10 protein-coding genes and 1 riboswitch are annotated in these 12,124 nt (G+C 73.9%); of the genes, 5 read left to right on the plus strand and 5 right to left on the minus strand.

Translation table 11 applies throughout. The features are described from left to right. Positions 1–7 precede the first annotated feature (7 nt). Positions 8–890, plus strand: a protein-coding gene (locus CP968_RS03285; protein WP_150516545.1) for an IS5 family transposase whose coding sequence is annotated in 2 segments (ribosomal slippage) — positions 8–606 and positions 605–890 — 885 coding nt in all. Because the reading frame shifts where the segments join, the coding sequence is not laid out codon by codon here. Between the two features lie 9 nt (positions 891–899). Here the strand turns inward: CP968_RS03285 and CP968_RS03290 are convergent. From CP968_RS03290 to CP968_RS03305, 4 genes are all read right to left on the minus strand, one after another. Further along, the gene (locus CP968_RS03290; RefSeq protein ID WP_229885831.1) at positions 900–1,220 is read right to left on the minus strand and encodes a hypothetical protein; all 321 of its coding nucleotides are present in this window, start codon (positions 1,218–1,220) and stop codon (positions 900–902) included. A 171-nt stretch (positions 1,221–1,391) separates the two neighbouring features. Next, positions 1,392–2,288 carry an ABC transporter ATP-binding protein gene (locus tag CP968_RS03295; RefSeq protein WP_150516547.1) on the minus strand — a complete coding sequence of 299 codons (897 nt, stop codon included), beginning with the start codon at positions 2,286–2,288 and terminating at the stop codon, positions 1,392–1,394. Beyond that, positions 2,285–3,313, minus strand: coding sequence for a FecCD family ABC transporter permease (locus CP968_RS03300; RefSeq protein WP_150516548.1), 1,029 nt, complete (start codon positions 3,311–3,313; stop codon positions 2,285–2,287). Before CP968_RS03300 ends, CP968_RS03295 begins: the two co-directional genes overlap by 4 nt. Next, the gene (locus CP968_RS03305; RefSeq protein WP_150516549.1) at positions 3,310–4,302 is read right to left on the minus strand and encodes an ABC transporter substrate-binding protein; all 993 of its coding nucleotides are present in this window, start codon (positions 4,300–4,302) and stop codon (positions 3,310–3,312) included. The genes CP968_RS03300 and CP968_RS03305 overlap by 4 nt, the downstream gene beginning before the upstream one ends. Positions 4,303–4,368: 66 nt before the next feature. After that, positions 4,369–4,449: riboswitch (cobalamin riboswitch) on the minus strand. Positions 4,450–4,585: 136 nt separating this feature from the next. Here CP968_RS03305 and CP968_RS03310 point away from each other — a divergent pair. The 4 genes from CP968_RS03310 (at position 4,586) to CP968_RS03330 (ending at position 11,399) form a co-directional block, all read left to right on the plus strand. Beyond that, positions 4,586–4,876, plus strand: coding sequence for a hypothetical protein (locus CP968_RS03310; protein ID WP_150516550.1), 291 nt, complete (start codon positions 4,586–4,588; stop codon positions 4,874–4,876). Positions 4,877–5,300: 424 nt separating this feature from the next. Next, positions 5,301–6,278, plus strand: coding sequence for a hypothetical protein (locus CP968_RS03320; RefSeq protein WP_229885832.1), 978 nt, complete (start codon positions 5,301–5,303; stop codon positions 6,276–6,278). Positions 6,279–6,509: 231 nt separating this feature from the next. Then, complete coding sequence (locus tag CP968_RS03325; RefSeq protein WP_150516551.1) at positions 6,510–8,372, plus strand: HSP90 family protein; 1,863 nt, start codon at positions 6,510–6,512, stop codon at positions 8,370–8,372. Continuing rightward, a complete protein-coding gene (locus tag CP968_RS03330; protein ID WP_150516552.1) occupies positions 8,373–11,399 on the plus strand; it encodes a soluble NSF attachment family protein in 3,027 nt (1,008 codons plus the stop codon). It begins immediately after the preceding gene. A gap of 92 nt (positions 11,400–11,491) precedes the next feature. Here the strand turns inward: CP968_RS03330 and CP968_RS03335 are convergent, their stop codons facing one another. After that, positions 11,492–11,992, minus strand: a complete 501-nt coding sequence (locus tag CP968_RS03335) for a DUF4232 domain-containing protein (protein ID WP_150516553.1) — start codon at positions 11,990–11,992, stop codon at positions 11,492–11,494. Between the last annotated feature and the right edge of the window lie 132 nt (positions 11,993–12,124).

A 12,124-nucleotide genomic window follows, 5' to 3' on the forward strand; every position in this document is an offset into this window, starting at 1 on the left:
GTGGGACATGGGGCGGGGAGATCTTTCGGATGAAGAGTGGGCTCGGCTGGAGCCGCACTTGCCGGCGAATCACGGGCGTGGTGGACGCTGGCAATGCCACCGTCGGGTAATCAACGGGATTCCGTTCCGGCAGCGGACCGGTCTTCCCTGGCGGGACCGTCCTCCCTGCTTCGGTAGTTGGAAGACGGTCCACGACCGTCATCGCAGGTGGTCGGCGGACGGCACGTGGGAGAGAATCCTGCGGGCCGTCCAGGCCGACGCCGATGCCGAGGGCCGGATCGACTGGAACATGGTCAGCGTCGATTCCACGACCTGCCGCGCTCATCAGCACGCAGCTGGCGCCTCCACCCGCGCCCCGAAGATCCCGGGTCGGCGCAGGAGTCCGGCACGTCACCGTCCCGATGAGGCCCTGGGGCGCTCGCGAGGCGGGCTCACAAGCAAGATCCACCTTGCCGGGGAAGGCGGGTGTCGCCCGCTCGGGTTTGTCATCACGCCCGGCCAGTGGGGGGACGCACCGCAGATGATTCCCGTCCTGGAAGAGATCCGCGTGCCCCGGCAGGCTGGTGGACGACCGCGCACCCGGCCCGACCATGTCGGTGGCGATGGCGTACTCGTCACGCCGCAACCTGCGTCACCTGCGCAGACGCCAGATAAAGCACACGATCCCCGAGCCAAGAGACCAGCGGGCCAACCGCCAGCGCCGCGGAAACCAAGGCGGTCGGCCCACAGGGTTCGACAAGGCGATCTACCGCCGCCGCAACGAAGTCGAGCGGACCATCAACCGGCTCAAGAACATCCGCGCCGTCGCCACGCGCTTCGACAAACGGGCGTACGTCTTCCACGGAACGGTCACCGTGGCGGCGATCCGCCTATGGCTGCGTCCGGAGTGAAGCGCCCGTTCAGAGGTCCTTGGCGCCCGGGTAGTGGTGGCGCAGTTCGCTGAGTACGCGCTCGTCGACAGCCCTGACGTCCCACAGAGAACTGTCGAACTCGGTCAGGACGAGCACCGGCTTGTCCTCGGCGAACCCACGTGCTTCGACGTCGATCAACTGGAGGAAGGGGGTCGTCAGCGACAACAAGGTCAACGTGTCCATGCCGGCGTCGGCGGACCGTCTCTCCATCTCGACACAGCGAGGATCGACGATCTCATCGAACTCGACGCGCCGCGTCAGGTCCAGGCCGAAGCCGCCGAGGCGAACCAGTAGCTCAGCCAGCGTCACGTAGTGCTTTCCGTGCCAGGCAGGAAACGTGATTCCTTCATCCCCGCCTCTGCTTCAGCTGTATCGCGTGCCATGCGGCCCCCTTCGTTCAGCGAACAGTAGGCCACGTCCCTGATCAGCTCATACGACCCATCGGACAGGCCCTGGCCGGTGCCCGCGGCCCCGCGTCGGCTACCTCCGCGATCCCCCGGGTCCGGGGAGGTAGACGATGTGGGCCGCGCCGGTGGCCGGGTGGACCTGCACCGTCGCCCGCACTCCGTAGACCTCGGCCAGCAGGTCTTCCGTCAGGACCTCGGCGGGCGGGCCCGAGGCGGCCACCCGGCCGTCGGCCAGTACGTACAGCCGGTCGCAGAAGAGGGCGGCCAGGTTGAGGTCGTGGAGGACGAGCAGGGCCGTCGCGGGCAGCGCGCGGACCAGGCCGAGGACCTCCAGCTGGTAGCGGATGTCGAGGTGGTTCGTCGGCTCGTCGAGGGCGAGCAGGCCCGGGTCCTGGACCAGGGCGCGGGCCACCAGGGCGCGCTGCCGTTCGCCGCCCGAGAGTTCGTCGAAGCGGCGTGCGGCGAAGGCGCCGGCCCCGACCGTGTCCAGCGCGGTGGCCACCCGCCGCACGTCGTCCGGGCCGTCCTGTTCCCAGAAGCGCTTGTGCGGGCTGCGGCCCATGGCGACGACCTCGCGGACGGTCAGCCCGAAGGTGCCGCTCGCGTCCTGCGGTACGACGGCCACCTTCCGGGCGCGGTCCTTGACCCCGAGCGCGCCCGCGTCGGCGCCGTCGAGCAGGATCCGGCCGGCGGTGGGCCGCAGGGTGCCGTAGACGCAGCGCAGCAGGGTCGTCTTGCCGCTGCCGTTGGGGCCGACCACGCCGACCGTCTCGCCGGGGCGGGCGGTGAGGTCGACTCCGTGCAGCAGCGTGTGCCCGTCGACCTCGTAACGCAGGCCCTCGACGACGAGTTCCGCCGGCGCCACCGCGTCCCCCTTTCGCGTGAGCGCCCCCCTCACGGCCCCGCCCGCGGCCCCGGCCACGGCCCCGCCCGCGGTCTCGGTCGCGGCCCCGGTCTCGATGCCCGTCATCCTGCGATCCCTTCGGTCCGGCTCGAACGACGCAGCATCCACAGGAAGAACGGTCCGCCGATGAGCGCGGTGACCACACCGACCGGGATCTCCTCGGGTGCGGCTGCCGTACGGGCGACCAGGTCCGCCAGGACCAGGAACACCGCCCCGCCGAGCGCCGCCACCGGCAGCAGCGCCCGGTGCCCCGCGCCGACGACCATCCGGGCGGCGTGCGGGACCATCAGCCCGACGAATCCGATCGCACCGCTGTAGGCGACGAGCACGCCGATCACCAGGGAGGTGAGGACGAACACGGCGGCGCGGAAGCGGGCGGTGTCCAGGCCGAGGGTGTGCGCGCCCTCCTCCCCGGCGAGCAGCAGGTCGAGCGGCCGGGCGAGGGCCAGGAGCAGTCCGGTGCCGACGAGCAGCGCGGCGGAGGGCAGGGCGAGTTCGTCCCAGCGGGCCCCGCCCAGGCCGCCCAGGGTCCAGAACAGCACGGTGCGGATCTGGTCGGGGTGGGCGGCGAGGACCAGCACCAGGCTGGTGAGTGCGGACAGGATGTACTGGACGGCGACTCCGGCGAGGATCAGCCGCCCGGTGGTCATCGTGCCGCCCCGCCGTGCCATCGCGTAGACGGCGACGAGCGCCCCCATGGAGCCGGCGAACGCCGCGAGCGGCACGGTGAGCGCGGCCAGGCCCGCCCCCGCGCCGTAGACGATCACGAGGACGGCTCCGGCCGATGCCCCCGAGGAGGCACCGAGCAGGAAGGGGTCGGCGAGCTGGTTGCGCACCAGGGCCTGGAGCACGGTGCCCGCCACCGCGAGGCCCGCTCCGACGACGGCCCCGAGCAGCACGCGCGGCATCCGCACGTCCCACACGATGGTGGCGAACGCGCCGTGGGGCCGCTGCCCGGACAGGGCGCCGAGCACGATGTCGAGGACCCGGCCGGGGGCGATGCGTACCGGTCCCAGGGCCAGGCCCGCGACACCGGCCGCCAGGAGCGCCGCGGTGAGCAGGACCAGTACGACGGGCAGGCGCAGCCTCACGGGGTGTCGGGGTGGAGCTGGCGGCCCAGGGACTCGACGGCGTCGGCGACGCGTACGCCGAGGACGGCGGAGGAGAGCGGCAGGACGACGAACCGCTGGTTCTTGACGGCGGGAACCGCGGCGAGGGCCGGATCGTTCAACAGGCGCTGCTTCTTGGCTTCGACGGTGGTGCCGCCGTAGTCGTAGATGAGGATGGTTTCGGGGGCCCGCTCGATGACCTTCTCCCACGACACGTCGCCGAAGGTGTCGTCGAGGTCGGCGAAGGAGTTCGTCCCGCCCGCCAGCGAGACGATCTCGTTGCCGATCCCCTTGCCGCCGGAGGTGAAGGCGGACGTCTCGCCGGAGTCGTAGACGAAGACGGACGGCCGCGGCAGGTCCTTGACCCGGGCGGTCACCGCGTCGATGCGGCGCTGCTCGTCCCGGATGAGCTCGGCCCCGCGTTCGGGGACGCCGAAGGTCCGCGCCACCTCGGTGATCTCGGTCTTGAGCTGGTCGAGGCCGACGCGTCCGTCGGTGCAGTACTCCACGCTGAGCCGGGAGTCGATGCCGGACTTGGCGAGCCCCTCGCGGTCGCGTCCCTGCGCCTTGTCGAAGGCGCTGGAGTACCCGCCGTAGACGAAGTCGGGATCGGCGCCGAGCAGCACCTCCTTGGAGGGGTACTCCGCCGCCAGCACCTTGATCTTGTCGTAGGCGGGCCGGTAGGCGGGGAGCACGGCGTCGTCCAGGTAGGCGGAGCCGACGACGCGGTCCTCCAGGCCGAGCGCGAGCAGGATCTCGGTGGCGTGCTGGTTCATGGTGACGGCCCGCTTCGGCGGGGCCTGGTAGGTGCTGCTGACACCGCAGTTGGTGACCGTGTACGGGAATCCGGCCGCGGCGGTCGCCGCCGTGCCCTTGCCGTCGCCGGCGGTGGGCGAACCGGCGCAGGCGGCCAGGGGTATGAGGAGCAGGGCGGGTGCGAGTGCGCGCAGGGCGGCGCGGTGACGCGACATGGCGGGGCCTCTCCGGGGGATCCGCGTCCCCTGGTCGACGTGCGGACGTACGGTGAGGCGGTGTGTCAGGGTCTGACTCCCGGTCGGCCCGCGCGGGGACGACCGGTCACAGTGGCGGGACCGCACCGGATTCGCACCGGTTTCCTGTCCTGCACCGCCCGGGATCTGCGCGTAAGTCTGCCAGACGGCCACCGGGCGTCCGCCGGGCCCCCGCGGTGGTCGGGGAACACCCGCGCGCGCCGAATCGGACCCCGCGAGCCCGGAAGCAGGAATGATGTCCGTCATGAGCAAGCAGCGGTTCAACCTCGACGACAGCGGCGCCACGTTCCCCCCGAGCGAGCCGCGCACACCCGCCTACCGGCACAAGCTCCGCCTGGAGAACCACACGGCGGGCCCGGAGTGGCAGGACGGTGCGGCGCAGCAGTGGACCGAACGGACCCCCACGGGCCGGACCACGGTGACCTGCCGGTGCGGCCTGGACACGGGTGCGGTCCCGACCAACGAGGCGCGCCTGGTGTACGAGGAGCACCGCAACCTGATCCGCGACGAGATCACGGCCGACCTGAGGTTCTGACCCCGGCCCCGCCCGCCGGGGCCGGGGCCGGACCGGGCGTCGGCGAACGACGGCGCCCGGACGCCTCGTCCGCGCGCCGCAGCCGTTCGGTCACCATCCGGGCCCGGGCGGACGGTTCCGCGGGAGCGTTCCCGGTGTCGCGTCCGGCCCGTTCGCAGAACCGCGCCACTCCTCGTCGGACATCCCCGGTCCACCGGCGTCGTTCGTCCCCACGTGCCCACCCCTGAGTTGCTCTGCCACGGCCATACGTGCAGGCCATGCGCAGCGGAGCTTCTCACGGGCGGGCCGGGGGGCGGACACCGGGGGCGCGGGTCGGGGCCGTCGGGAAACGGGTGTGCGAATGTCGGTCGCGCGTGATAGTCACTACCTTCACGCGGGGGTTGCTCGATGACCCCCGCGTTCGAACAGAACAAGGGGTGGGGACATGGCGTTGCTCCGTCAATGGGGGCTCACGCTGGGCAAATGGGCTGGTCGGTCCGGGGTGCAGGTGCAGAAGGACTCCGGTGACCCCGCGCTGGCACAGGTGCGGGCCGCCGCCGCGTCGGGTGACTGGAGCGCGGTACGGGAGGTCCTCGAAGCGCGTCCCGAGAGCGAGGACCGGACGGAGTTGCTGTGGGCGGTCGGTGACACCGCGGGGGTGGAGCGCTGGATCACCGGGGTCCTCGAAGCCGAACCCGAGGCCGCGCTGCCCCGGCTCGTCGCCGGCATCCGGCACATCAGCTGGGCGTGGGAGGCCCGGACCTCGGCTCGGGCGGAGCACGTCTCGCGCGAGCAGTTCGAGGTGTTCCACGCCCGGCTGCGCACGGCCGAGGAGTGGCTGTACGAAGTGGCGGAGCGCGAGCCGCGGTGGATCTCGCCCTGGTACGGCCTCCAGATCACCGGCCGCGGCCTCCAGGTCGGGCAGGCCACCGCGCGCAGCCGTTTCGAGGCGGCCGTGCGGCGCGATCCGCGGCATCTGGGCGCGCACCAGCAGCAGTTGCAGCAGGTCTGCAAGAAATGGGGCGGTTCGCACGAGGAGATGCACGCGTTCGCGCGTGCCGCCGCGCTCGGCGCTCCCGGCGGCGCCCTCCTGGGCCAACTCGTCGCCGTCGCGCACATCGAGCAGTGGCTCTCCCTGGACGGGGGCGCGGACTACGCGTACATGATGCGCAGCGAGGTGAAGGACTCCCTGCACGAGGCCGCGGAGCATTCCTACCGGCATCCCGACTTCGTCCGCCACGGAGCGTGGAACCAGGTCCTCAACAGTTTCGCCATGGCCTTCTCGCTGGCCGGGGAACGGGGCGCCGCCCGCGCGTGCTTCGAAGCGACCGAGGGCCGGGCCACGGAGTTCCCCTGGTCCTACATGAACGGCTCCCACCCGGCGGCGGCCTACCGGACGCAGCGCTCGGCCACCGGGCTCTGACCGGCCCAGGACCCCGCCCGGCGCATCGCGCCCGTCACCGCGCTCCGCGGTGACCGCGACCGGCGGCGCCGTCCGGCTCCCGGGCGGCGGTGACCGCGCTCCGCACGGCGCTCGCCCGCGGCCTTCGCCGCCCGCACCGCCTGCTCCATCCGCTTCAGTCCGTTTCGCGTGCCCCGTGCCGCCGATCTCGCCGCCGGCACGGGCCGCGCGCCCGTCGAAGGACTCCACCAGGTGCCCCACTCCGAATCCGCCCACACCTTCCAGGTCGACCTGCGCGGTCTCGTCGACCTGCTCTCCCACCACCTCTACTCCAGCCCCCGCGTCTACCTGCGCGAGCTGCTGCAGAACGCCGTCGACGCCATCACCGCGCACCAGGCCCACTCCCCCGGCTCACCCGCCCGCATCACGGTGCGCACCGGCAGCACCGTCACCGTCACGGACACCGGCATCGGCCTGACCGAGGCCGACGTCCACCGCTTCCTCGCCACCATCGGACGCAGCTCCAAGCGCACCGCCGACGGCGCCCTGGACGGGGCCGGACTGGACGCCGCCCGCGGGGAGTTCATCGGGCAGTTCGGCATCGGGCTGCTCGCCTGCTTCGTGGTGGCGGACGAGATCACGGTGCTCAGCCGGTCCGCGGCCGACCCGAAGGCGCCCGCCGTCGAATGGCGCGGACACTCCGACGGCCGCTACACCCTGCGCACCCTGCCCGCCTCGGCGGTACCCGTGCCGGGCACCACCGTCACGCTCATCCCGCGCGCGGACAACGCCGAGTGGACGCGGCCCGAGCAGGTGGTCTCGCTGGCCCGGCACTACGGCGCCCTCCTGCGGCACGAGGTCACCGTCGTCGGACCGGACGGCGCAGAGCACCGGGTCAACGAGACGCCCCCGTGGGAGCAGTCCCACCGCTCGCCCCTGGCCCGCCGCGAGGCGCTCGGCGCCCACTGCCGCACGCTCTTCGGCTTCACCCCGCTCGACACCATCGAGCTCGACCTCCCCGCGGCGGGGCTGCGCGGCGTCGCGTACGTGCTGCCCACCGCGATGAGCCCGGCGCAGCGCGCGGGACACCGGGTGCACCTCAAGGGCATGCTGCTCTCGGACCAGGCGCCCGAACTGCTGCCGGACTGGGCGTTCTTCGTGCGCTGCGTGGTCGACACCACCAGCCTGCGCCCCACCGCCTCCCGGGAGGCCCTGTACGAGGACGGCACCCTGTCCGCCGTGCGGGACGCCCTCGGCGACCGGATCCGGGACTGGCTCACGGGCCTCGCCGCCAGCGACCCGTCGTTGCTGCACCGCTTCATCGACACGCACCACCTCGCGGTCAAGGCGCTGGCCCGGTACGACGACGAGCTGCTGCGCATCGTGCTGCCGTGGCTGCCCTTCGAGACCACCGACGGCAACGTCACGCTGGAGGAGTTCGCCCGGACGCACCCGACCCTCCTGGTCGCGCGCAGCGTCGAGGAGTTCCGCCAGGTCGCGCCCATCGCGGCGGCGGCCGGGCTCGGCGTCGTCAACGGCGGCTACACCTACGACCGCGACCTCGTGCTGCGGCTCCCGGAGATCCGGCCGGGCACGAGCGTCACCGACCTCGACCCGGCGACCGTCACCGCCCACCTCGACGCCGTCGACCCCGGGGCGGAACTGCGGGCCGCGGCCTTCCTCGCCGTCGCCCGGGAGACGGTCGGCGTCCACGACTGCGACGTGGTCCTGCGCGACTTCCAGCCGGTCACCGCCTCCGCGCTGCTCCTCGACAACCGGGACGCGCGCCACGAGCGGACCCGGTCGAGCCTGGCCTCCGACAGCGACGGTCTGTGGGCCGACATCCTCGGCTCCCTGCGCCACGAGACCCCGCGCGCCCAGCTCGTCCTCAACCACCTCAACCCGCTGGTCCGCCAAGCGATCACGATCTCCGAGCGCGGACTGGCCGTGACGGCCTCCGAGGCCCTCTACGGCCAGGCCCTGCTGCTCAGCCGCCGCCCGCTGCGGGCGAGCGAGAGCGCCCTGCTCAACCGGGCCTTCATCGGCCTGCTCACCCACGCCATGCACCACCCCGGCACGGCGGCACCCGGCTCCGAGCCCCGGAAGGAACTGTAGATGCTGGACACCCCCGAGGCCGTGGTCGAAGCGCTCCGCGAGAACGACGACCGCCCCCACGGCCTGCAGCGCACCATCACCGCCGAGGAGCTCGTCGAGGCGGCCGAGCCCTTCGAGGAGCCCGACGTCCTCGTCACGGCCCTGCTGGAGCTGATGTCCGCGTACGAGTTCACCGGCGAGCACCGCAAGTCGCCCGTGGTCTTCGCCCGCCTGCTCAAGGTGTGGGACACCGCTCCCGGCGCGTTCAGCGAGTGGGAGGCCCGCCAGGTCTTCTGGCGCTTCAAGTGGGTGACGACCTCGCTCCTCCAGGTGCCCGAGGTGCCCCTGGCCACCGTCCACGGCTGGATCGACCGGATGCGCACCCGGTACGCGGCCGCCGACCACGGCATGCAGCCCGTCGCGGCGATGCGCTACCACACCGCCTTCCACACGGGGTCCGGTGTCGCCGACGCCTACGACCTCTGGGTCACCCGCCCCCGTACCGGTCTGAGCGACTGCGAGGCCTGCGAGACGCGGCACCTCGCCTGGCACCGGGTGGCGTCGGGCGACGACGCCACGGCCCTCGACGTCTGGCAGCCGGTCCTCGACGGGGGCATGTCCTGTTCCGAGGAACCGCAGATGAGCCAGGCGCGCGCCCTGCTGCCGCTGCTGCGCGCGGGCCGGGCGGACGAGGCCCGCTCCCACCACCTCACGGGCTACCGGCGGGTGCGGGGCAACACGGGGATGCAGGACGAGGTCGGTCTGCACCTGGAGTTCAGCGCCCTGTCGCGCAACGAGGGCCGCGGGCTGGAGATCCTGGCGGAGAACCGCACCCTGTTCGACGCGGTCGGCGCACCGCTGGCCCGACTGGGCTTCCTCACCGGCGTGGAGGTGCTGCTCGCGCGTCTGGCGGAGGACGGGCACGGGGACACCGCCGTCGCCGGACCGCCCGGGCGCAACTGGAGCGCCGGCGAGCTGCTCGCCCACGTGCGGTCCGAGGCGGACCGGCTCGCCGCCGCCTTCGACGCGCGCAACGCCACCACGGCCGTCGGGGACGCACGCCGTGCGCGCCTCGCCCGGCGCCCGCTGCTGGAGGAGCCGCTGCCGCTCGGACTGCGGGCCCCCGTCACCCGCCCCGTCGCGACGGCGGCGACCGCGGCGGACGGTGCCGCGCCGGCCGCGGGGACGGACGTTCCCGAGGAGTTCACGGCCCTGGTGGGCGAGGCCCGCCGGCTGGCGGCCGTGGGACACCCCGGGGAAAGCGGGCTCTGGGCGCACGTCGCGCGCCGCCTGGCCGACGGCACCGCCGCGCACGACGACCGGCTGGGTCCGCAGGACCTGTTGGACGCCGAGCTCGCCGAGCACCGCGGCTACGAGCACGCCAAGAAGGACCGCGACGCGGCCAGCGCAGCCGAGCTGGAGACGGCCGCCGGGCTGTACGAGCGGCTGTCGATGCCCTGGCAGGCACTGTCCGCCCGGGCCCGCGCGCTGGCCTGGCTGAGCGCCTCCGACGGCGCGGCCGGGGACGGCTCCGACGCCGCGGCGCCCACGGGGGGCCCGGGAACCGGCCGCGAGCACCCGGGCGAGGACGCCGTCCGGGCCGGTCTCGACGAGATCCTGCGGGAGGCGCAGCTGCTGACGTCGCGGGCCCCGCTCACGGGCGAGGACCCCTCCGCCGCGGAAGCGGCGTCCGGGACCGAGGTGCGGGAGCAGCGGGTCCTGGCGTACCTCACGGTGCTCTACTGCGGCGCCTACGCGGCCTATCACGAGGTCGTGCGGCGGTTGCCGGAGCCCGCGGACGCGGCCGCGGAGCGGTTCGAGGAGCGGGCCGGGGCGCTGCGGGCCGAGGCGGAGCGCCTGTCCGTACCGCACCACGCGGCCAACGCCCGGCAGTTCGTCGCGGACCTGGCCGGGCGCCGGGGCGACACCAAGGGCGCCGAGGAGGAGCTCCGCGCGGCCCTGCTGGACGTGGACGCTTCCGGCCGGCCCTGGCGGGGTTCGCGCATCCGCGCCGTGCTCGCCCAGGTCATGCTGGCCCGGGACGAGCCGGCCGAGGCGGCCGAGCTGCTGCACCGGGCGCTCGCCGACGCGGCCCGGTACGGCGACACCGACTTCGCGCTGGCTCCGGCCTACGCGCTGCTCGGCCACGCGTCCTCGCACCTGGAGGACTTCGGCGGCGCCGTGCGCCACCTCTCCGAGGCCGCCGCCCGCTTCGACCGTGACGAGGCGCACGCCGAGGCGGCCGACGTACGGCTGCAGCTCGCCGATGTCCTGGCGCGCGGCGGGCAGCAGGCGGACGCCGTCGCCGTGCTGGAGTCCGTCGTCGCCGACGAGGCGGCCGTCGCGCTCGACGAACGGTTCCTCGCCCAGGCGCGGCTGTCCCTGGCCCGCGGGCTGCGGGAGCTCGACGAACACCTGGCCGCGGCCGAGGAGTTCCTGCGGCTGGCGGACACCGTCGCCGGGTGGGACGACGACCGGCCGGTGCAGACGCTGGTGGCCGCGGAGACGGCCGTCACGCTGGCCCTGGCGGACCTCTGGGAGGCGGCGGACACGGCGTACGGGCGGGCCGTCGCGGCGCACGAGGCGGCGCCCCAGCCACGCCTGATCATGCACATGATGTGCGAGTTCGCCCGCCTGACCGTGCACTCCCGCGGGGCGGACGGGCTGGACACGGCGCTGGCCCATCTCGCGCGGGCGGACGCGGTCCGTACCTCCGTGCCGGACGACACGGAGGACTTCGCCGTCTGGTACGAGCAGGGCGCCGTGCACTACCGCCGGGCCAGGGTCCTCGCGGAGGCCGAGCGCTTCCCGGAGGCGCTGTCGGAGGCGGAGGCAGCCGTGGCCGCCCACGAGCGGGGCGGCGAGCACGGAGAGGTGCCGCGGGCCGAAGCGGTCCGCGTCGCCGCCCTGATCGAGGGCAACGGCCTGGGCCGGTTCCCCGACGCCGTGGCCCGCCTCCGGACGGCGGCGGACCGCTGCCGCACGGCGGGCCTGCCGGAGGCCGCCCGCATCCTGGACGCGCTGCGCCAGGAGTACGCGAACCGCTGACGGCCGCCGCCGGCCCGGGGCGCTCCCCACGCCCCGGGCCCCGGCGCCGCGGCGGCGGGGCAGGCGTTGCGTGCACGCGAAGAGCGGGAAGGTCAGGCTCCGGGTCGGATCGGGCCGATGACGGTGCCGGCGGTCACCGTGAAGGGGCCTTCGGCGACGGAGGTGCCCGGGATCACTCCGTCCGGGGCCCTGAGCGTGAACGACACCTCGTCGGCCGGGATGCCGCGGTCGTGGGAGGGGACCTGGATGTCGAAGTGCACGGGCCGGCCCGGCCCGAAGGTCACCGCGGCGCTCTGGTCGCCGTACCGCCCGGCCGTGACGTCGACCGGCGTGCCGTGGTGGGCGAAGGCCACGTCGGTCGGGGAGCCGGCGAGGGTGCACGCCGCGTAGCCCTTCGGCGCGGTCAGGGTGACCCGGAAGTGGGTGTGGCCGGAACTGGCCTGGTCGCGGGCGATCTTCGCGAGGTGGTTGGCGGGCCGACAGGCCGACGGGGCGGCGCTGTCGGCCGGTGTCGCGGCCCGCGCGGTGCCCGCGCCCGCGAGGGCCGCCAGGACGGCGGCGACGACGGCGACGGACGTGCGGTTCGTGCGCATGCTGGACTCTCCTCGGCTGGCCGACCGGTTCCGCGGGGCGCGCCCGCGGAACCGTGGATCGGCGGGATACCTGCCCGGCACTCCGCTGTGACAATGTCCCAAAAAGCCGGAGGGACACCTTTCCGAACAGTC

The sequence above is a fragment of the Streptomyces subrutilus genome, assembly GCF_008704535.1.
Taxonomy (GTDB): domain Bacteria; phylum Actinomycetota; class Actinomycetes; order Streptomycetales; family Streptomycetaceae; genus Streptomyces; species Streptomyces subrutilus.

Coding starts and splice junctions, on each gene's coding strand:
- CP968_RS03295 (WP_150516547.1), bottom strand. CDS start 2,288: ATGACGGGCATCGAGACCGGGGCCGCGACCGAGACCGCGGGCGGGGCC.
- CP968_RS03305 (WP_150516549.1), bottom strand. CDS start 4,302: ATGTCGCGTCACCGCGCCGCCCTGCGCGCACTCGCACCCGCCCTGCTC.
- CP968_RS03310 (WP_150516550.1), top strand. CDS start 4,586: ATGAGCAAGCAGCGGTTCAACCTCGACGACAGCGGCGCCACGTTCCCC.
- CP968_RS03320 (WP_229885832.1), top strand. CDS start 5,301: ATGGCGTTGCTCCGTCAATGGGGGCTCACGCTGGGCAAATGGGCTGGT.
- CP968_RS03330 (WP_150516552.1), top strand. CDS start 8,373: ATGCTGGACACCCCCGAGGCCGTGGTCGAAGCGCTCCGCGAGAACGAC.
- CP968_RS03335 (WP_150516553.1), bottom strand. CDS start 11,992: ATGCGCACGAACCGCACGTCCGTCGCCGTCGTCGCCGCCGTCCTGGCG.